We start from the raw sequence: 20,099 nt of genomic DNA, 5'->3' as shown, positions 1-20,099 counted from the left end.
TATGCTCCTACTTTGGTAAACCATCTGTGGGGTTCGGGTAGAGATCAGGGCGTAGTTCGTGGGGAGTTACGCCTGTAGCCTCGAACACTGGCAGCACCCGTTCGGCAGGAATGCCTTTGCGGCGCCACAGCGAAACAGCCATTTTTGAAACGCCGATCAAAGCGCCAAGTGCGCTGGCTGAGCCAGATCGGAGAATTGCATTTTCAATACCAGTCATAGGACCTCCATAAGTGAGCAAAGTAAAGCACCAATTTACCATTGAGTCAATACACGCCTGCCTACCAACTGGTAAAGCTATTGTTTACAATCCATCTATGAATAAAAAAGATCCTAACCAGAGCCTTATTTCTAGGCTGACTGAATTGAATGGCAAAGGCTTCTCCAAAACAGAGATGGCCAAGGTTGCCAACGTCAGTAAGCAAGCGGTAACCGGATGGTTTCGAACCGGTAAAATCAGCAAAGAATCAGCCTTGGCTGTTGCAGACGCAGCTGGCGTATCGGTGCCATGGCTACTCGGTGAGGACGTTGGTGAGAAAAATGGACTCAAGCCGGACGAACAGCGGTTGCTTGAGCTCTATCGCCAGCTGCCGGAAGAAGAACAACAGAACATGCTCCGCATCTTTGCGATTCGCCTGAAAGAGCTGGATGAGCTGTATGAGAAATACATGAAGGGAAGGATTCGGTCGCAAGAGAACTGATTTGAAAATACAGCATCGACTTGGTCGCTAAAGCAGAAAACAGTCGTCGTTTGCTATGTTTTGGAAAAAAAATAGCAAATACAGTCACTTGACAGGCACGGCTTTTTTGACCCTGCATGACAAAATTGCTTTATCACTTTGGAGAGGACATAATCAAGCTATAACCTCTTTGGAGAATTTGTCATGATTCGCAGACTACTGAAACAAGTCAATGAACAACCATCTAAGGTGGGCGTCGATGATTTGCAAAAAATTCAGGATGATATCGAGTCTGCGCAAAAGAAAATTGCTGAAGAAAGAAAAAAAATCAAAGAGGAACATTTTGATGGCTCAAGACTCACAAAGCATAGATTCACTATTTGATTATTTTTATTATGACAAGGAGCGTGTTAGTGCATTAACAGCGCAACTTTATCCCTCTGGTGTATTAAATTCAGTTAAACAGACCTCCTCCGAATCTGAAAATGGCCTAAATGAGCTGAAGGCAGGCATACCTCTCTTAGGGGGACGTTCTAGCGCATCAGAAGCATATTCGCGCACCCAAGAAAGGACTTTTGATTCTTCATGGAGCATGCCATTAAATCTATTAAATAAACTGTCAGAAACTGGGATAGTTAAAACAAGTCTCAATGATGCTAAACTAGGCGATCTAGTTTTAATCAAAGGCATGATGAAAATATTCGATGCTCAGATGGTTCATCTTTGTATGCCTATTGTTAAGAAAATAAAGTTAAACGAAATAAAAAACGAAAGAAACGCTCAGGCTAAGGCATTATTAAAAAATGAAATTGCCAATCTTGATAATGCAGAAGAATTGGTAAAAATACTACCTCCAACCACTCATATTGATTTTGCTGATTCGTGTGGAAACCAGAGCTGGATGTCTGTTGAACCCTCAAATTTGACAACAACATTAAGTGACGTCTCCTTAAAGTATGGTCCTTTCATTCCTGGTGAATGGTATATTCTTTGCATTGTCGATGCTTATGCTGACGATCTCAAGCTTGATAATCCTGATGCACCATATCCTACAGCGACCAATGAATTAAAACAGGGTATGCAGGGCATGTTGAACATGATGCGAAGCATAATGGGCAGGCCCTTTGGTTCATTCGGTATAACACCTCTTATTATTTTTCGAGGGGTTGCACATAGTCAATAATAGGCTCATAAAATCCCACCCGGCCACCGCGCCGGGTTTTTTACACCCTCACCCACCAACTCCGCCGCCAAACTAACGCCCCGAACTCCCCGATCCCGACCTTAGCGTCGGGATTTTTTTTGCCTTCTATCACGCAATTTCATACTCCAAATCGCGCAAGTAAAGCATTGCTGTACTTTTTATCACTTCCCTGCTTGACCATTCAGTAAAGTGGTGGTTTACTAATATCACCAAGACGCACCACGAACCACCCAGGCATGGAGCCCACGAAGTAGCCGCCGACGGCATACGAATAGTCGGATGAGGTGGAGTGATTAACGCGCATCAGGTTAAAGAAACGTTCCGCCAGCCTGGCGACAAGGGCAAAGAGGAAGACATGGCTAAGTTGAGATTTACCGTCGTGATCTCTGGCAGTAGTGGGTATCGCACATTTCAGGTTAAAGCGAATGATTGGAAAGAGGCAGATCAGATTGCCACCGCCATTTATCGCAGCGAACAACCTGATGAGCCGGAGTATGAAATTGGTACCGCTGCCGTAATAGCTGGCTGGCCAAAGGTCTGGTAAGGGGGAGATATGACTGATTTTGCACGTAAACCAGTACGGCAGCAGGCCGTAAAACTGAGCTGGGTGGGAGTGATTGTTCGCCGCATCTGTTACCTGCTGGCGCAGAAAGGGAATCCTGATGTGTAACTCGAAAGAATGCGCGTACTGCCGCAAACCAATCGAGCAAGGGAAAGAAGTTAAAAACGTATTGCTCTTCATCCGCGGCGCCCAGCTGGCGCGCGAAGAACTCGATTACTGCTCTAAGCGTTGCGCTTCGTACGACCAGATGGCTCACGAAGCATAACGTAAAACCCGCGCAAGGCGGGGTCTACGTCCGGTGCCACCGACCAAAGTACACCGGAATTTATACCAAAACCAAAAAAACACCCAATGGGCGCTATCTCTGGCCCGGGGATCTTACATCCAAAAATGAGGATCTGACATGGAATTTTTCTACCTGGTTAAGGCCACTCAGAAATCCGGCAAGCAAGATGCAGTGATCTGGTTCACTGCGAAAAGCGAAGCGCGCGCTGCCCTGACGCTCGATGTTGAGCTGGAAGAAGCTGGCATCGAAACTGGCCGCGGTAAAGACTACGCCAAGCCTGTCCGCACCGACATGCCTGTTGTTAACGACCTGCCCGAAGAAAGCACCATCGATTACACCTGGTGCGAGCGCTACACCCTGGCCGACGACCAGCGCAACTGGAACGTGATCCCCGGGGCCGCACAGCTGACACAACCAGACGAAGAGGTTGTTGAGGGTACTGACACTACTGTTGTCGACGGCGTGGATATCGAAACTGGCGAAATTGTTGGTGATGCAACCAGCACCGAAACGGTCTGTGATGCGGTGAGAGAGTTCCGCGAACGCAAACTCCCGGTCTTAACGACTGTAGCCACCCTGCCTTTCCGTCAGCGTCTTCTGGCGCAGTACATCGCCGACAAGCAGTATTTCTACCACGTCGACGAAGAGCAGAAGAAAGCCATTCTCGAGCTCGAACTGGATGTGGATAACAGCTACGTGCAGAACATGATTCTGGCCGCCGAAAATGTTGAGGGCTTCAAGAAAGCGCATGAGCCCGATATCTGGAAAGTGGTCAATGCACTGAAAACTATCTTCCCTGTTGATGGAAAACGCACTGAGCTGTCTGTCGTCATCCAATTCTTTAAGGCGTGGTTCAGCACCGAGCACATTGACCGCGGGATCCTGACGCGCGAATGGACCGCCGGCAACCGCATCAGCAACGTACAGCGCACTGACGCCGGGACCAATGCCGATGGCGGGTACGTAACTGACCGTGGTGAAGGAGCACACCACACCCTGGATACACTCGGTCTTGAGATCGCATGCGCCTTGCTTCCGATGGACTTCAACCATCGGGAAATCCCGGGCGGCATTCTCCGTCGGGCGAAAGAGATAGTGACGAATAAAGATGAAGACTGGAAGTCCTGGAGCAAGATCCTGCGCAATCAACCCGGCATTCTGGCGGTCAACCGCGCGGCCATTTTCAATCTGGTGCGCATCGCACCTGAGAATATCCATCTCAACCCGGTTGCTCATCTGGAGTTCGTGAACCAGACAATGACAGCTGAGTTCAACGCTGCAACTGAGTTGCTGCCACTGCCTGCGACAGCTGCTGAACCTGAGGTACCGGCAGCACAGCCGGGCGGTGGCGGAAAGACCGATCGCAACCCTAACTACAAACCCGATTTTGACGGGCTCGATACTGAGATTGCGCTGGCAACGCTTTCAGCTGATTTCAATATCTACGACATTCCAAGTGACGCCTTCCGCCAGGCAAAAGCTATCGTCGCAGCGAATGACAGTCCGTTTAAAGAATGGTCTGAAGCTTTACGCGCAACACCCGGCATTCTGGATTATTCCCGCGCTGCAATTTTTGCGCTGATCCGTAGTGCTCACCCTGAGTTCTACAAATATTCTGGGCGCCTTGCCGGATACATCAACGCGAACCTGACCGAAATCGACCACGAGAATCCTACAGCGGAAATGCTGGCGGCGGCTCGCCACACCCCAGAGGTTAGCTGGGAGAAAGAAATTAACGAGAAGATTGAAGCGGAAAAAACCGCCACCAGCCAGCCGCAAGTCGCGAACCTCGGCGGCGGCATGTTCTCCATCGAAGGCCTGATGAACGAAAAACAACCACAAACAGATGACCGTTCATCGGTTATAGAGGAGACCACCAGCGATGTGCAGATGGAAACGACTGACCCGGCGGAAGGAGAAAGTATTGACGCGGTTCCACCAAGCGAAAGCGCTGATGCAACTGATCCGCAAACAGATTCCCTGAACCCAACTGAGGTGCTGGCCGCCGCGGCACCAGAGCTGGCGAACGCCACACAACCGGAAGCCGAGCCAGCAGCGCTTGAAGGTGAGCTGATGCCGCAGGAATCAATTCCAAGTGTGGAGTTCCCTGCATACTTCGAACCTGGCCGATATGAAGGCCTGCCGAATAACGTGTATCACGCAGCGAACGGGATCAGCAGCACCCAGGTGAAAGATGCACGTGTCAGCCTGATGTTCTACCACGGCCGCCACGTAACCAAGACTATTCGCCGCGAAAGCAGCGAGGCGCTGACGTTCGGCAGCCTGGCCCACACGCTGGCCCTTGAGCCGGAGAAGCTTCACGAAGAGTTCGCTGTGTTCCCGGGCGCTCCGGAGGGAGCGTTCACCACCACCGACTCCATGAAGGCGTTCATCCGCGAATTTAATGCGGATAAGCCAAAGGCCGAGCAGTTGAAGCTCACTGGCAAGAAAGAGGAACTGCAGGCGTCGATCCGCGCGGTGAAGCCGGATGCCATTTTCGCTGATGAATTCGAGCAGGAATGGCGCGATAGCGTTGCCGGGAAAACCATACTGTCCAGTGAACAACTGGCGCTGGCCACTGCAATTCAGCAGGCCCTGCTTAACCATGAATCAGCCGGGAAACTGCTGCGCCACCCTTCCCGCGCTGTCGAAACCAGTTACTTCGGAATGGACGACGAAACCGGCCTTGAAGTCCGTGTACGCCCGGACCTTGAGGTAGAAATCAACGGCGTTCGTATCGGTGTTGACCTGAAGACGATCAGCATGGGCCGCATTAAGCAGGACGGCCTGCGCGCCAAGCTGCATCGGGAAATCATCGATCGCGATTACCACCTCAGCGCGGGCATGTACAGCAGCGTCGCTGACTTTGATCAGTTCTTCTGGATCTTCGTCAACAAAGACGAGGGTTACCACTGGGTGGCGGTCATTGAGGCGTCGGAGGATCTGCTGGCGCTGGGCATGCAGGAGTATCAGAAAACCATGCGCGCCCTGGCTCAGGCTTACGACACCAACTGCTGGCCAGCGCCGATCACCGAAGACTACACCGACGAACTGAACGACTTCGACCTGCGCCGCCTTGAAGCGCTGCGCCTGGCTTAATGGAGAGAATGACCATGCAAAACACCAACATTATCGCTGCTGAGCAGACTCCGAACACCATCTCTGCCAGCAATGCAGTATTCAACGTGCAGGCACTCGGCCAACTGACCGCCTTTGCTGAGCTGATGGCGCAGTCTGCTGTGACCGTACCGAAGCATCTGGCGGGGAAACCTGCCGACTGTATGGCGATCGTCATGCAGGCCATGCAGTGGGGCATGAACCCTTACGCCGTGGCGCAGAAAACGCACCTGGTCAACGGCGTGCTGGGGTACGAAGCGCAGCTGGTTAACGCGGTTATCTCCAGCTCAAGCGCCATCGTGGGCCGCTTCCATTACGAATACGGCGGCGACTGGGAAAAGATCGCCGGCAAGAAAGACGGCCGCGATGAGCTCGGCCTGTTTGTCCGGGTCGGCGCGGTCCTGCGCGGCGAAACAGAGATCACCTGGGGCGAGAACTTCTACCTGGCTGACATCACCACCCGTAACTCGCCGCTGTGGAAAACAGCACCCAAGCAGCAGATCGCTTATCTCGCGGTGAAGTACTGGGCGCGCCTGTACTGTCCTGAGGTCATCCTCGGCGTTTACAGCCCGGATGAGGTGGAGCCACGCACCGAGAAGGAGATCAACCCGGCACCCGCCCAGCGCGTGAGTCTGGCTGACATCAAAGGTGACGCCGTAACAACCACCCACAGCGCGCAGGAATCTGCCGCCAACATCGATGCTATGGCCGATGAATTCCGGGATCGCATTGAGAAGGCAGAAACACTCGATGAAGCCACCAGCGTCGGCAACGAAATCAACGACTCCAAAGCCGCGCTCGGTACCACCCTGTTCACGGAGCTGAAGAATAAGGCGACGCGCCGTTATCACCTGGTGAAGCACCGCAATGCGGTTGACGCAGCGATTAACTCCCTGCCTCAGTCTGGCGAACCGGGCGCTGCTGAGCAATTCGCGGAAGCTGAGCGCCTGCTGGCGACGGCGAAGCGCCATCTGAGTGAGGAGCTGCACGATAAGTTCAGCATCACCCTGGCAGATATGAAACCGGAATACGTGGCCTAAGGGAGGCGGGAGGGTCCGCCCTCCCGGTAACGAGATGAGCAAATTTACCAAAGAGCAGTTGATATGGTGCGCTCAAGAGCGAATTGGAGCTGCGCGGGAGATCGCAGAAGTCACACCATCACCCGCTGAACGTTCAGTGTGTGAGGTGAGCATTGCCTTGCTAAATGCCGCGGTTGCAGCGCTGACAGCGCCTGTCGAACCCGTCTATCAATACCGCATTCGAAATGGCTACAACGGACAGGTAACTGAGTGGCAAACCATTAGACGTGACCAAGTAGATTTTGTTTTAAAAGCACAGCCGCATAATGCTGAGTTTCAAATTATCACCCCGCCCGCACCACAGTTACCGCAGCCAGCGGTGCCGGATGAATGCCCGCATGAATTGGTTGATTTTTGTGAGCGGGTAATTGACAGCCGTATCGCAGCTAACGCTAAGGCGGAAGAGCTTTGGGAAGCCTGCCGCGCCGCCATGCTTCCTGAGCAGCAAGGAGATGACCATGCGACTGATTAACCGCAGCACACAGTCACCGCTGGCGCGTCAGGCCTGCGATATCGCCCTGGCGGCTCATCAGGAACGCTACGGCAACTACGGGCGCTGCCGGATGAAAGAGACGTACACGGTGCGGGTGGAGGGAGTGAAGGTCTGGGTGGAGGTGGTGAACCGGAAGGCGAGCTACGTGGCCACGGCGATGACCGGCATGCGCCGCCTGCGATCCCTACCCGGGCAGGTCGTCTGATATTGAAATATCACCGAACAACCTAAAACAGCTGATGGCTTTGCCGGGTGCGGAAAATTAGCCAGTTCGCCCCGGCATTAAGTTTGAGTGGAGGAAGGTATGAGTGAAGTAATCATGATGGTATCGCCCGGGAAATGGGTGTCTGAGGAGCAGTTGATAGCCCTGAAGGGTATTAAAAAGGGGACACTGAAGAAGGCGCGGGAAAAGACTTTTCTGGAGGGGAAGGAATACAAACACGTCTCTTTTGACTGTAGTCCGTGGGATAACAGCCCATGTTTTTACAACCTGGATGAGATCGACCGCTGGATCGACCGTATGGCCTCAGCGAAACCGCGGCGACAATCTGCTTAAATACTCTGACCATCAACCAACGAGGAATCGTTATGAAATACCCAACAGGAGTGGAAAACCACGGCGGCACGCTAAGGCTGTGGTTCATCTACAAAGGGGTCAGAGTGCGTGAAAGCCTGGGGGTGGCTGACACCCCCAAAAACAGAAAAGTGGCCGGCGAGCTGCGGACGTCGATCTGCTACGCCATTAAAACCGGAACCTTCAACTATGCCCAGCAGTTCCCCTCCTCCCAGAACCTGGCGCGGTTCGGGGAGGCAAGGCAAGAGGTAACGATCGGGGAGTTGTCCGCGAGATGGCTTGCACTAAAGGAAATGGAGGTGGCTGAATCATCTCTCAACACTTATGGACGAGTCATTGCTAATGTCACGACTATTATTGGGCCCGGCACCCTTATCTCTTCAATCACCAAAGAGAGCATGCTGGAAGTCCGGAAGGAACTGCTGACCGGTTTCCAGGTCATGAAGCAGGGACATAAAACTGCGAAGCGGGGTCGATCCGCAGTTACTGTGAACAACTACATGACCGTGTTATTCGGTATCTTCCAGTTTGCGGTTGAAAATGGCTACATTGCACAGTCACCAATGAACGGTGTGGCCCCTCTGCGAGAGTCCCGCCCGGATCCTGACCCGATCACCCGAGAGGAGTTTCCTCGCCTGATTGACGCCTGCCACCATCAGCAAAGCAAGAATCTGTGGGCTATCGCCGTTTACACCGGATTGCGGCCGGGTGAGCTGTGCGGACTTGCCTGGGAAGATGTGGACTTGAAGGCGGGAACAATCACCGTCAGAAGAAGCCTGACGCAGAAAGGGATCTTCACGCTGCCGAAAACCAATGCTGGCACTAACCGGGTTGTGCACCTGATCGAGCCTGCTCTCGAGGCATTCAAAAGCCAGTATGAAATGACCCGTCTCTCTCAGGAGCATAACGTATCTGTTAAGCTGAGGGAGTACGGAAAGAAAGAGTTCAATAAGTGCACGTTTGTCTTCCTGCCGTCACTGACAGCCAGGGCGGGGAATTACGGCAAGCACTTCTCCATCAACTCCATAGGGAACTCGTGGGATGCGGCGATGAAAAGAGCCGGCCTTCGCCACCGGAAATCGTATCAGTCGAGACACACGTATGCGTGCTGGTCGCTTTCTGCAGGAGCAAACCCGAACTTCATTGCTAATCAGATGGGGCATGCCGATGCCCAGATGGTATTTCAGGTTTATGGGAAGTGGATGGAGGAAAACAACCTGGACCAGATCGCCATGTTGAGTTCAAAATTAAGCGACTTTGCCCCAACCATGCCCCACAGCGACAGGACCGCTGCATAATATCTTTATATATCCTCGACATACCCCTCTTAGCGCTGAAAATCCATAAATTCTAACGCAGTGCCAAGCCACCCGGATACGGCGGCTTTGACCAGGTCAGATGTCGTTCTTTCATGTTGTACTTGAGTCATATTGGCTATCTCAACAGGGTAAGATGCGTACCGCTAAACCGCATTCATCGTTATCAGAAGGTCAGCAATACCTTGCAGCACTGCCGCTGGTCTTTCTCAAACAGTTCAATGGCGTCTTTAACGTGCTGATACTCAAAGGTATGGGTAATAAGTTTGTCAGGATCGATTAGCCCTTTTTCCAGCCAGTCGATCACCACCGGGAACTTATTGGCATTCAGACGGGACGAGAAAACAGACAGTTCTTTGCCGGTAATTCCCTGCTGCACAATCTGGCTCGGCTCGCTGGAGAAGCCCATCAGCACGATGCGCGCCGCCGGCGAGGCCAGAGTAATGGCTTCCTGCAAAATGGAGGGATGACAGGCCGCATCAATAATCAGCGTCGGCTTGATACCCTTCTCGTCCAGCACCGCCTGCAGGGACTGGTTGCCATTGTTGATAACCCAGTCGGCTCCGCTGCGCTGCGCCATCGCCAGGCGCTCTTCGATGCGATCGACCACAATCACCTGCTTCACCTTATAGACGCCTTTCAGCGCCTGGACGGTGACCAGCCCCATCGGGCCAGCGCCATAAATCAGGGCCACATCCTGCTCCGTAGGGCTGGCGTGGCCGGTGACGTTGGCCGCGATGGTGAAGGGTTCCACCATTACCGCGTGCTTATCGCTGATGGTCTCCGGGATGACCCAGGCATTTTTGGCCGGTACCACGGCGTACTCACTGAAGCCGCCGTCGCGATGGACGCCCAGCACCACCAGCGAGGTGCAGACGTTCGGTTTGCCGACCGAGCACGGGTAGCAGTGGCCGCAGCTGATCACCGGATCCACCGAGACGCGCTGCCCCAGGCGGGCGCTATCGACGCCGTCCCCGACGGCATCAATCACGCCAAAGAACTCATGGCCGATGACGCGCGGATATTTGGCGAACGGATTATGGCCGCGATAGATATGGCTGTCGGAACCGCAAATCCCGGCCAGCTTCACCTTGACGCGCACCTCGCCCGCGGCGGGAGCAGGTAACGGGCGATCTTCGATAACCAGCGTATTCGGTTGTTGAATAACGATACTTTTCATCTTCTGCTCCTTTACCAGTTCCACAGCGTGCCGTCTTCCAGACGGGCAACCGGCAGGTAGGCTGGATCGTAGGGATATTTTGCCGCAAGTTTTTCATCAAACTCGATGCCCAGGCCCGGTTTATCGCCCGGGTGCATGTAGCCGTCTTCGAAGGTCCAGTTGGTATTGAACACCTCCAGCATCTGCTCGGAATAGCCCATGTACTCCTGCACGCCAAAGTTCGGCACCCACAGGTCAAAGTGCAGCGCCGCCGCGTGACAAATCGGTGACAGATCAGACGGACCGTGCGAGCCGGTGCGCACCTGATACAGCGAGGCGAAATCGGCAATCCGGCGCATCCCGGTAATACCACCCGCGTGGGTGATGGTGGTGCGGATATAGTCGATCAGCTGCTCTTCAATCAGCTGCTTGCAATCCCAGATGCTGTTGAACACTTCGCCCACCGCAATCGGCGTAACGGTGTGCTGGCGGATCAGACGGAAGCACTCCTGGTTTTCAGCCGGGGTTGGATCTTCCATCCAGAACATCCGGTACTGCTCAATGCTCTTACCGAAACGCGCGGCTTCGATCGGCGTCAGACGGTGGTGCATGTCATGCAGCAGGTGTTCATTAAAGCCATACTTGTTGCGCACGGCGTCAAACAATTTCGGGGTAAAATCGAGGTATTTTTCGGTTGACCACAGCTGTTCATCCGGCCAGTTGCCTTTGGTAGCGGGTTCATACGCCAGCCCTTTTCCTTTAGACATACCGTAGGTGGTTTTCATTCCCGGCACGCCGCACTGAACGCGGATCGCCTTGAATCCCATCTCTTTATGGCGGGCGTAATCTTCCAGCACATCGTCGATGGTGTGGCCGGTAGTGTGGCAGTAAACCATTACCCCTTCGCGGGAGGCGCCACCCAGCAGCTGGTACAGCGGCATATTGGCGGCTTTGGCTTTAATATCCCACAGCGCCATGTCGATGGCGGAAATCGCCGACATGGTGACCGGGCCGCGACGCCAGTACGCGCCTTTATAAAAGAACTGCCAGATATCTTCGATACGGTGGGCATCACGGCCAATTAACTGCGGGCAGAGATGATCTTTCAGGTACGAGGCCACGGACAATTCGCGGCCATTTAAGGTGGCATCACCCAGGCCAACGATCCCTTCGTCGGTGGTGATTTTCAGCGTGACAAAGTTACGCCCTGGACAGGTGACAAAAACTTCAGCCCCTACAATCTTCATTTTTCGGTTCCTTACATCTCTTGTTGTGATGCAGGAAATTTACGCAACAACCCTACTACCATACAAGTATGAAGATCGAAAAACCCTCGCTCGATCACAGAATGAGGCGCCTAAGCGCGCCCCCAGCCTGCCACAATAATCAGCATGCCGCACAACGCAACCAGTGCGCCAGCCCAGTCATACGGGCTCAACTTCACGCCATCCACGACCCGCAGCCACAGCAGCGCGGTGCAGACGTACACCCCACCGTAGGCGGCATAGACGCGCCCGCTGGCCGCCGGATGCAGCGTTAACAGCCAGACGAAAAGCGCCAGGGCGATGCCCGCGGGAATTAACAGTAGCACCGACGCGCCTTTCTTCAGCCACAGCCAGGGCAGAAAGCAGCCAATAATTTCGCACAGCGCGGTGGCAAAAAAGAGCAGAGTTGTTTTAAACATATTTAACGTTGTCTGATGAGTGATGCGGTATTATACCCGAATGTGAAAGGATCCTTTCCACATGCCCGATGTGGGTTTGCCCTCAAAATGGACTGTTATAGAATCTGCGGTGGGGATTCGAATTTCCACCATCCATAAGGAAATCGCTATGAGTAAATTGAGCACACGTCTCTGTCTGGTTGCCCTGCTGGCCGCGGTCTTCGTCGCGCCAGTATCCGCCAATACCAGCAAACTGATTATTGAATCCGGCGACAGCGCCCAGAGCCGTCAAAATGCCGCCATGGATAAAGAGCAATGGAATGACACCCGCAACCTGCGCCAAAAGGTGAATACCCGCGTGGAGAAAGAGTGGGATAAAGAGGATGTCGCCTTTGATGCGCGGGATAAATGCCAGCAGAGCGCCAACGTGAATGCCTACTGGGAGCCCAACACCCTGCGCTGCCTGGATCGCCGCACCGGCCGCGCGCTGGCGCCCTGATTTCTGCCCGACATTACCGCGCAGCCTGCTGCGCGGTGCTTAGTAATATTCGATACTGTTTTTAATAGTGTACTTACGCGCCATCGCAGGCTTCACGCTCGCGTCCACAATTTCCAGCACGCACTCTTCCGGGTTGTTATGCCGGTCGTACTCGCAGGTCTGTTTCACATTACCCAGCGGTTTATCATTCAGCAGGCTGACGGCGGTATAGTCCATTCGCTTACGCTTGTCTGATGACGGGGTTGCCGTAATCGACAGATGCTGCTCCCCGGCCACGGTGGTTTTCCCCAGCGGATAGCCGTCAGTATCGTAGCGATAGCGGACTTCCATATTTTTACCGTGGGCGCTGACGATAAACCCGTTGTCGTCGGTATCCCATGTAATGCCCGACGCAGGCATCTCTGCCAGCTGGCATTTACCCTGCAGCCGCAGCTTTTTCTGCTGGGTCTGGGCATCGAGATAGTAGTTGGCATCCAGCACCAGGGCGATGCCGGAATTCGACTCCAGATCCTGCAACTCGAGGCTGTCAAAGCAGCCCTCCGCCGACAGCGTGCCGCTGACGCGCTTCGCCACCTCCCCTTTATCATTGAAAAGCGTCTGGCTAAAGTCCTTCACCGGCCCGCGGAGCGGATCAAAATCAAACTCGTTAGAGAAGCTGGCCATCTCTGGCGTAAACGACAGCGGTGCGGTGGCGTTATCACACCCCGCCAACAGAACCGCCAGGACAAGTACAAGCGCGTGTTTATTCACATGACCTACCGATAGACGAAGATAACTCACGGTCATATTAGCAAATACAACCATTTACATTAACCTTTAGTGTAAACCATAAAAACCAGGTACTAATTAAAACTCCAACGAAAGACAGCCTGGAACCTTTAACCATGTTGAATGTATGGTTTTTTGGTTGTACGTTAACGCGGCAAACAAAAGGAGAGGTTAAATGGCAATACCAGCGTATTTATGGTTGAAGGATGACGGGGGCGCTCTTATCAAGGGCGGCGTAGATGTAGCAAAACGGGAATACAGTATTGAGGTTAAAGGCTTTCATCATAATTTGATGATCCCCACTGACAACGCGACAGGTAAGGTGACCGGAACACGAATACATTCCCCGATGTTAATAGTGAAAGACTTTGATATCTCTAGCCCCTATTTGTACAAGGCTGTGGCAACCGGACAAAATCTGCAGTCTGCGGAAATAAAATGGTATCGCATCAATCATGCCGGGTTAGAAGAAGAATACTTTAACATGCTGCTTGAATGCGTTCGTATCGTTTCTATTTCTCCGGCAATGGCTACGGGCGACAATCCAAACGAGAACCATATGGAAACGGTGGAACTACGCTATGAAAAGATCACCTGGAAACATAGCGACGGTAATATTATCTATAACGATGCATGGAATAGTCGAGTAACAGGATAATGTTAAGGGGCTTTTAAGCCCCTTAGTCATACAACCAGCGCCCGGCTTTAGCTGACTCAATAATCATTTCAAGTGTAAGAGACTTAAATTTACGGGTACGCCACTCCTTTTTAATACTGAACTGCCACCAGTAAAACTCCGGCATAAAGTAATTATCCAGATTAAAATTGCTGTGCTCGATGCCGTACCGGGTGAACAGATCAAACAGCATTTCCTCAAGATCCTCCTGCAAGAAATTAAAATGCTCCTGGAGCGTCCATTTCTTTTTTGCCGGGCAATCTCGCTCACCGTACTTCTCAGTGACATAATCTAAAAATTCTTGTTCATCAGGCAATAGCATCAGAAATAAGTCCATGCAATCCGATCTTTCGGTCGGGCTATCAGGTTGTATTTGTTTCTGGTTTCCCCGGCAACAATCGTGCAAACGATCACCGCCTGAGCAAAACCAACATAGGGAACAGCCCTGCCTACTACTGCCCCTATCTTATTTGTACAACGTGCATGTCCTAATACTGAGGTTTCCACCCTCATCCCCCCGGGTAAACGGGCATTCTTAAAAATTCTACGGGCTAATTTTGACGCTATACTGGTGCGTTTAACTTTTGACCCCAGCACCACGCGCTTAGGCAATATAGGCTGACCAGCCAGAATCATGGCGGCGGTTTCTACTTCGATTCCCAGGTGGTTAGCCAGACTCTCAGCAAATATCAACCAGAATAGTTCTTGTGGCGTTACGTTGGCGTTTCCGTGGTAAAAATAAGTACCGCCGAGTTCTTCAGTCGTATCCATAAAACGTGTCCTTAAATTTTAAAATATATCCATAAAAATAACAGGGGATAATATCACGATCGAGGAGGATATTGATTCTAAAGATCAGCATGGCTTGCTGTTGGGGTAGTTTAACGTTATTTGAAGAAAATATTTTTTAAGATATTTCAGAAAGATACCGCCAAACGCAGGCACTTGCACTAACCCTGCTACTATTACAGCTATACACAGTCGTAAGGAGGCAGATATGAAACGGTTACCCTGGATTACTGCACTTTTGCTGGCGGGCGTTGCCCCTGCCGCGCTGGCGGCACCCGATAACTGCGAGCGGATCAAAAGCGATATTCAGCAGCGGATCATCAACAACGGCGTACCGGAAAGTGGCTTTATGCTGAACATTGTGCCGAACGATCAGGCCGATAAACCCGACGCCGAAGTGGTGGGTCATTGCGCCAATGACACCCTGAAAATCCTCTATACCCGCACCAGCAGCGGAAATTATCCGGTGAGCGGCGGCGGCACCCAGGCCCCGGCACCGCGCGAACCGCAGTAGACAGGCTCCCCCGTTCAGGCGGGGGAATCCCCTTTGTTTTGATATACATTAATATTATCTCCCCCTTAATAGGTAACACTCCCACTCCGTTAGCCTGATCCTAATCACGGCTTAAAACGTTCACAGATAAAGAACATAATGGAGTGAGCCATGTCAGAGAATGCGCAAGGCGGCGGGATCAGCCGCCGCGAACTTGTCAAATCCACCGCCATCGGATCCCTTGCCCTTGCCGCAGGGGGTCTGTCACTACCTTTCGGTTTACGCCCCGCCGCCGCCGCGCTCAAAGATTCGCTACAACCCGGCCCGGATAAAGTGGTGTGGGGCGCCTGTTCGGTTAACTGCGGCAGCCGTTGCGCGCTGCGGCTACACGTGCGGGACGATGAGGTGTACTGGGTCGAAACGGACAATACTGGCGACGATGTCTACGGCAACCATCAGGTACGCGCCTGCCTGCGCGGACGCTCGATCCGTCGACGCATCAACCATCCCGACCGATTGAATTATCCCATGAAGCGTGTCGGCAAACGGGGCGAAGGCAAGTTCGAACGCATCAGCTGGAATGAGGCGCTGGATCTGCTCACCAACAGCCTGCGCGACGTAGTAGCGAAATACGGCAACGAAGCGGTCTACATTAATTACAGTTCCGGAATTGTCGGCGGTAACATCACCCGCTCCTCGCCTTACGCCTCTCTGGTGGCCCGTCTGATGAACTGCTACGGCGGCTTCCTCAGCCATTACGGCACTTACAGTACGGCGCAAATCGCCTGTGCCATGCCCTACACCTACGGCAGTAACGACGGCAACAGCACCTCCGATATTGAAAACAGCGAGCTGGTGGTGATGTTCGGCAACAACCCGGCGGAAACCCGCATGAGCGGCGGCGGGATCACGTATTACCTGGAACAGGCGCGCGAACGCTCGAATGCGCGCATGGTCGTCATCGATCCTCGCTATACCGATACCGCCGCCGGGCGCGAAGATGAGTGGATCCCCATTCGTCCGGGCACCGATGCGGCCCTGGTGGCCGGTATCGCGTGGGTCCTGATTAACGAAAACCTTGTCGACCAGCCGTTCCTCGACAAATACTGCGTCGGGTACGATGAAACCACCCTGCCGGAAGGCGCTCCTGCCAACGGTCATTACAAGGCGTACATTCTGGGCCACGGCGAGGACGCCACCGCCAAAACGCCGGAATGGGCTGCGGCTATCACCGGTATTCCTGCCGACCGCATCATCAAGCTGGCCCGGGAGATCGGTACCGCCAAACCCGCGTATATCTGCCAGGGCTGGGGCCCGCAGCGACAGGCCAACGGCGAGCTGACCTCCCGCGCCATCGCCATGCTGCCGATCCTCACCGGCAACGTCGGTATTCACGGCGGCAACAGCGGCGCGCGTGAATCGACTTACACTATCACCATTGAGCGGATGCCGCTGCCGGATAACCCGGTCAAAACGCAGATCTCCTGCTTCAGCTGGACCGATGCCATCGCCCGCGGGCCAGAGATGACCGCCACCCGCGACGGAGTGCGCGGCAAAGAGAAGCTGGACGTGCCGATCAAGTTCATCTGGAACTACGCTGGCAACACCATCATCAACCAGCATTCGGACATCAACAAAACCCACGACATTCTGCAGGACGAAAGCAAATGCGAAATGATTGTGGTGATCGACAACTTCATGACCTCATCGGCGAAATACGCCGACCTGCTTCTGCCCGATTTAATGACCGTCGAACAGGAGGACATTATCCCCAACGATTACGCCGGGAATATGGGCTACCTGATCTTCCTTCAGCCGGTGACCGCGCCGAAATTCGAACGTAAACCCATCTACTGGATCATGAGCGAAGTGGCGAAACGCCTCGGGCCGGACATCCATCAACGCTTTACCGAAGGCCGTACCCAGGCGGAGTGGTTGCAATATCTGTACGCCAAAATGGTGGCGAAAGATCCGCAGCTCCCCTCTTACGAGGCGCTGAAAGAGATGGGTATCTATAAGCGCAAAGATCCCAACGGTCACTTCGTGGCGTATAAGAAATTCCGCGACGATCCCGAGGCCAACCCGCTGAAAACCCCGTCGGGTAAAATCGAAATCTACTCCAGCCGGCTGGCAGAGATTGCCGACAAGTGGGAGCTTCAGGAGGACGAAACCATCAGCCCGCTGCCGGTGTATGCCTCCACCTTCGAAGGCTGGGACTCGGACGATCGCGGCCAGTTTCCGCTCCAGCTGTTCGGCTTTCACTACAAAGCCCGCACCCACTCCAGCTACGGCAACGTGGACGTGCTGCAGGCTGCCTGCCGCCAGGAAGTGTGGCTCAACCCGGTGGATGCCCAGGCTCGCGGGATCAAAAACGGCGATATGGTGCGGGTCTTCAACACCCGCGGCGAAGTGCGCATTGCCGCCAAAGTGACGCCGCGGATCATGCCGGGCGTCAGCGCCATGGGCCAGGGGGCATGGCATCAGGCTGATATGCAGGGCGACCGCGTTGACCACGGCGCCTGCATGAACACCCTGACCACGCACCGTCCGTCGCCGCTGGCGAAGGGCAACCCTCAACACACCAATCTGGTGCAAATCGAGAAGGCGTAAGGAGTAGCCGATGACCACTCAGTATGGATTTTTTATTGATTCCAGCCGCTGCACCGGGTGCAAAACCTGCGAGCTGGCGTGCAAGGATTACAAGGACCTGACCCCGGACGTCAGCTTCCGCCGCATCTACGAGTATGCGGGCGGCGACTGGCAGGAGGACAACGGGGTCTGGCATCAGAACGTGTTTGCCTACTACCTCTCCATCGCCTGCAACCACTGCGAGGATCCGGCCTGCACCAAAGTCTGCCCCAGCGGGGCGATGCACAAGCGCGACGACGGCTTTGTGGTGGTGGACGAAGATGTCTGCATCGGGTGTCGCTACTGCCATATGGCCTGCCCGTACGGCGCCCCGCAGTACAACGCCGCCAAAGGGCATATGACCAAGTGCGACGGCTGCCATGAGCGCGTGGCGGAGGGCCACAAGCCGATCTGCGTCGAATCCTGCCCGCTGCGGGCCCTGGACTTTGGCCCGATAGAAGAGCTGCGCAAAAAACACGACAAGCTGGCCGCCGTCGCCCCGCTGCCGTCGGCGCACTTCACGAAGCCGAATATCGTCATAAAACCCAATGCCAACAGCCGACCCACGGGTGACACCACCGGCTATCTGGCCAATCCGAAGGAGGTGTGAGATGGGAAACGGATGGCATGAATGGCCGCTGGTTATTTTTACCGTGTTCGGCCAGTGCGTCGCTGGCGCGTTAATCGTGGCTGGCGGAGCCTGGCTTCGCGAGCACGACCCGCGGGTGCGCTATCGGCTGGTACGCAGCATGTTCTGGTTGTGGCTGGTGATGGGGGTGGGCTTTGTCGCCTCCGTGCTGCACCTCGGCTCGCCGCTGCGGGCCTTTAACTCGCTCAATCGCGTCGGCGCATCCGGCCTGAGTAACGAAATCGCCAGCGGGGCGCTCTTCTTTGCCGTCGGCGGCTTCTGGTGGTTAGTGGCCGTGCTCGGCAGGATGCCCGCTTTGCTGGGCAGGATCTGGCTGGTGCTGAGCATGGTGCTGGGGCTGGTCTTTGTCTGGGCGATGACCCGCGTGTATCAGATAGACACGGTGCCCACCTGGCATAACGGCTACACCACCCTGAATTTCTTCCTGACGATGCTGCTCGGTGGCCCGCTGTTTGCTGCCCTGCTGGTGCGGATGGCGAAAGCACCGTTTAACACCCGGGCGGCGGCAGGGATCGCTGCTTTGGCGCTGCTGGCAAGCGCGGCGGCGGTGATCCTGCAAAGTGGCGAACTCGGGACGATCCAGAGTTCAGTCCAGCAGGCCAACGCCCTGGTGCCGGATTATGGTTCCCTGCAGGTGTGGCGTATCATACTGCTTGCGGCCGGGCTGGGCTGCTGGCTGTGCGCGCTGGTGCGTCGTAAAACGCCCACTTTACCAGGGCTCACGCTGGGGCTGCTGCTGGTGGTGGCCGGAGAGCTTATTGGCCGCGGCCTCTTCTACGGTCTGCATATGACCGTGGGTATGGCGATTGCCGGATAATCTGTCAGCGCGGGGTAACCCGCGCCGTTCAAGGAATGCAGTAATGAATGAAGGTTTTGCATTTACCGCCCGGGTACTGGGCGCACTGTTTTATTTCGCCCCGGACAGCGAGCAGGCTGCCCCGCTGGTGACGGCCCTGACCCAGGGCGACTGGCAGCAGGACTGGCCGCTGCCGCCCGGGCAGTTAGCCCCCATCGCCGACGCACTGCGCCAGCAGGCCGACGAACCGCTCCCCGATGCCTGGCAGCGGCTGTTTATCGGCCCCTGGGCGCTGCCCGCCCCGCCGTGGGGATCGGTGTGGCTGGATCGTGAATCAGTGCTGTTCGGCGACTCCACCCTGGCGCTGCGCCAGTGGATGCGCGACAACGGCATCGCCTTTGAGATGGCCCAGAACGAACCGGAAGATAGCTTCGGTACCCTGCTGCTGCTGGCCGCCTGGCTGGCGGAAACAGGGCGTGATGCTGAACGGGATCAGCTCCTGGCCTGGCATCTTTTGCCGTGGAGCACACGTTTTCTCGCCGTGTTTGTCGAAAACGCGGGCCACCCGTTCTACCGGGCGCTGGGACAGCTGGCGCAGCTGACGCTGGCCGACTGGCAGTCCACGTTATTGATTCCGGTGGCAGAGAAACCGCTGTACCGTTAATAACGTC

Annotated in this window: 25 protein-coding genes; 18 read left to right on the top strand and 7 right to left on the bottom strand. The window is 54.6% G+C overall.

Going from position 1 to position 20,099, the window contains the following annotated elements:
- Window positions 1-7 precede the first annotated feature (7 nt).
- The gene (locus tag ACP4QI_RS09830; protein WP_000145712.1) at window positions 8-217 is read right to left on the bottom strand and encodes a transcriptional regulator; all 210 of its coding nucleotides are present in this window, start codon (window positions 215-217) and stop codon (window positions 8-10) included.
- A gap of 13 nt (window positions 218-230) precedes the next feature.
- Here ACP4QI_RS09830 and ACP4QI_RS09825 point away from each other — a divergent pair, with 13 nt between their 5' ends.
- From ACP4QI_RS09825 to ACP4QI_RS09775, 11 genes are all read left to right on the top strand, one after another.
- The gene (locus ACP4QI_RS09825; RefSeq protein ID WP_426494767.1) at window positions 231-698 is read left to right on the top strand and encodes a helix-turn-helix domain-containing protein; all 468 of its coding nucleotides are present in this window, start codon (window positions 231-233) and stop codon (window positions 696-698) included.
- Between the two features lie 183 nt (window positions 699-881).
- Window positions 882-1,061: a hypothetical protein gene (locus tag ACP4QI_RS09820; RefSeq protein WP_426494768.1), complete on the top strand. Its 180-nt coding sequence runs from the start codon at window positions 882-884 to the stop codon at window positions 1,059-1,061.
- On the top strand, window positions 1,024-1,860 hold the full coding sequence (locus ACP4QI_RS09815; RefSeq protein ID WP_426494769.1) for a DUF6414 family protein: 837 nt from the start codon (window positions 1,024-1,026) through the stop codon (window positions 1,858-1,860). Before ACP4QI_RS09820 ends, ACP4QI_RS09815 begins: the two co-directional genes overlap by 38 nt.
- A 310-nt stretch (window positions 1,861-2,170) precedes the next feature.
- Window positions 2,171-2,425, top strand: a complete 255-nt coding sequence (locus ACP4QI_RS09810) for a hypothetical protein (RefSeq protein WP_426494770.1) — start codon at window positions 2,171-2,173, stop codon at window positions 2,423-2,425.
- Window positions 2,426-2,543: 118 nt separating this feature from the next.
- On the top strand, window positions 2,544-2,708 hold the full coding sequence (locus tag ACP4QI_RS09805; protein ID WP_285127765.1) for a YdaE family protein: 165 nt from the start codon (window positions 2,544-2,546) through the stop codon (window positions 2,706-2,708).
- 138 nt (window positions 2,709-2,846) lie between these two features.
- The gene (locus ACP4QI_RS09800) at window positions 2,847-5,828 is read left to right on the top strand and encodes a RecE family exodeoxyribonuclease (RefSeq protein WP_426494771.1); all 2,982 of its coding nucleotides are present in this window, start codon (window positions 2,847-2,849) and stop codon (window positions 5,826-5,828) included.
- Window positions 5,829-5,842: 14 nt separating this feature from the next.
- Window positions 5,843-6,886 (top strand): RecT family recombinase, encoded by a 1,044-nt coding sequence (locus tag ACP4QI_RS09795; protein ID WP_426494772.1) that lies wholly within the window; start codon window positions 5,843-5,845, stop codon window positions 6,884-6,886.
- Window positions 6,887-6,920: 34 nt separating this feature from the next.
- Window positions 6,921-7,397 carry a hypothetical protein gene (locus ACP4QI_RS09790; protein ID WP_426494773.1) on the top strand — a complete coding sequence of 159 codons (477 nt, stop codon included), beginning with the start codon at window positions 6,921-6,923 and terminating at the stop codon, window positions 7,395-7,397.
- Window positions 7,384-7,623: a DUF4060 family protein gene (locus ACP4QI_RS09785; RefSeq protein ID WP_426494774.1), complete on the top strand. Its 240-nt coding sequence runs from the start codon at window positions 7,384-7,386 to the stop codon at window positions 7,621-7,623. Before ACP4QI_RS09790 ends, ACP4QI_RS09785 begins: the two co-directional genes overlap by 14 nt.
- Window positions 7,624-7,722: 99 nt before the next feature.
- Window positions 7,723-7,974, top strand: coding sequence for an excisionase family protein (gene xisR / locus ACP4QI_RS09780; RefSeq protein ID WP_234600573.1), 252 nt, complete (start codon window positions 7,723-7,725; stop codon window positions 7,972-7,974).
- Window positions 7,975-8,006: 32 nt separating this feature from the next.
- On the top strand, window positions 8,007-9,290 hold the full coding sequence (locus ACP4QI_RS09775; RefSeq protein ID WP_426494775.1) for a tyrosine-type recombinase/integrase: 1,284 nt from the start codon (window positions 8,007-8,009) through the stop codon (window positions 9,288-9,290).
- Window positions 9,291-9,474: 184 nt separating this feature from the next.
- Here the strand turns inward: ACP4QI_RS09775 and ACP4QI_RS09770 are convergent, their stop codons facing one another.
- From ACP4QI_RS09770 to ACP4QI_RS09760, 3 genes are all read right to left on the bottom strand, one after another.
- Entirely contained in the window at window positions 9,475-10,488 is a 1,014-nt protein-coding gene (locus ACP4QI_RS09770; RefSeq protein ID WP_285127770.1) for a Zn-dependent oxidoreductase, read from the bottom strand.
- Window positions 10,489-10,499: 11 nt separating this feature from the next.
- On the bottom strand, window positions 10,500-11,714 hold the full coding sequence (manD, locus tag ACP4QI_RS09765) for a D-mannonate dehydratase ManD (RefSeq protein ID WP_142489354.1): 1,215 nt from the start codon (window positions 11,712-11,714) through the stop codon (window positions 10,500-10,502).
- A 110-nt stretch (window positions 11,715-11,824) separates the two neighbouring features.
- On the bottom strand, window positions 11,825-12,151 hold the full coding sequence (locus ACP4QI_RS09760) for a YnfA family protein (protein ID WP_285127771.1): 327 nt from the start codon (window positions 12,149-12,151) through the stop codon (window positions 11,825-11,827).
- 148 nt (window positions 12,152-12,299) lie between these two features.
- On the opposite strand from ACP4QI_RS09760, the gene ACP4QI_RS09755 reads away from it, so the two are divergent.
- Window positions 12,300-12,629, top strand: a complete 330-nt coding sequence (locus ACP4QI_RS09755; protein WP_142489352.1) for a DUF1283 family protein — start codon at window positions 12,300-12,302, stop codon at window positions 12,627-12,629.
- Between the two features lie 39 nt (window positions 12,630-12,668).
- On the opposite strand, the gene ACP4QI_RS09750 is transcribed toward ACP4QI_RS09755, so the two are convergent.
- Window positions 12,669-13,379, bottom strand: a complete 711-nt coding sequence (locus tag ACP4QI_RS09750; protein ID WP_285130850.1) for a YnfC family lipoprotein — start codon at window positions 13,377-13,379, stop codon at window positions 12,669-12,671.
- A 193-nt stretch (window positions 13,380-13,572) separates the two neighbouring features.
- On the opposite strand from ACP4QI_RS09750, the gene ACP4QI_RS09745 reads away from it, so the two are divergent.
- Window positions 13,573-14,055, top strand: coding sequence for an Hcp family type VI secretion system effector (locus ACP4QI_RS09745; protein ID WP_285127773.1), 483 nt, complete (start codon window positions 13,573-13,575; stop codon window positions 14,053-14,055).
- 22 nt (window positions 14,056-14,077) lie between these two features.
- Here ACP4QI_RS09745 and ACP4QI_RS09740 read toward each other — a convergent pair whose 3' ends face one another.
- Together ACP4QI_RS09740 and ACP4QI_RS09735 are read right to left on the bottom strand one after the other, a co-directional pair.
- Window positions 14,078-14,410, bottom strand: a complete 333-nt coding sequence (locus ACP4QI_RS09740) for a DUF1493 family protein (protein WP_285127774.1) — start codon at window positions 14,408-14,410, stop codon at window positions 14,078-14,080.
- Window positions 14,395-14,844, bottom strand: a complete 450-nt coding sequence (locus ACP4QI_RS09735) for an STM2901 family protein (RefSeq protein WP_426494777.1) — start codon at window positions 14,842-14,844, stop codon at window positions 14,395-14,397. Before ACP4QI_RS09735 ends, ACP4QI_RS09740 begins: the two co-directional genes overlap by 16 nt.
- 226 nt (window positions 14,845-15,070) lie before the next feature.
- Here ACP4QI_RS09735 and ACP4QI_RS09730 point away from each other — a divergent pair, with 226 nt between their 5' ends.
- From ACP4QI_RS09730 to dmsD, 5 genes are all read left to right on the top strand, one after another.
- Complete coding sequence (locus ACP4QI_RS09730) at window positions 15,071-15,376, top strand: DUF1161 domain-containing protein (protein ID WP_142489351.1); 306 nt, start codon at window positions 15,071-15,073, stop codon at window positions 15,374-15,376.
- 150 nt (window positions 15,377-15,526) lie between these two features.
- Window positions 15,527-17,965 carry a selenate/tellurate reductase subunit YnfE gene (gene ynfE, locus ACP4QI_RS09725; RefSeq protein ID WP_426494778.1) on the top strand — a complete coding sequence of 813 codons (2,439 nt, stop codon included), beginning with the start codon at window positions 15,527-15,529 and terminating at the stop codon, window positions 17,963-17,965.
- Window positions 17,966-17,975: 10 nt separating this feature from the next.
- Entirely contained in the window at window positions 17,976-18,593 is a 618-nt protein-coding gene (locus tag ACP4QI_RS09720; protein ID WP_445730310.1) for a DMSO/selenate family reductase complex B subunit, read from the top strand.
- Window position 18,594: 1 nt separating this feature from the next.
- Window positions 18,595-19,449, top strand: a complete 855-nt coding sequence (locus ACP4QI_RS09715; RefSeq protein ID WP_426494780.1) for a dimethyl sulfoxide reductase anchor subunit family protein — start codon at window positions 18,595-18,597, stop codon at window positions 19,447-19,449.
- A gap of 43 nt (window positions 19,450-19,492) precedes the next feature.
- Complete coding sequence (dmsD, locus tag ACP4QI_RS09710; RefSeq protein ID WP_285130771.1) at window positions 19,493-20,092, top strand: Tat proofreading chaperone DmsD; 600 nt, start codon at window positions 19,493-19,495, stop codon at window positions 20,090-20,092.
- Window positions 20,093-20,099 lie beyond the last annotated feature (7 nt).

Source organism: Leclercia sp. TB492 (assembly GCF_049974505.2).
GTDB lineage: Bacteria > Pseudomonadota > Gammaproteobacteria > Enterobacterales > Enterobacteriaceae > Enterobacter > Enterobacter adecarboxylatus_C.
The sequence above is the reverse complement of the archived record's forward strand: the minus strand, read 5'-3'. Positions and strand labels throughout refer to the sequence as shown.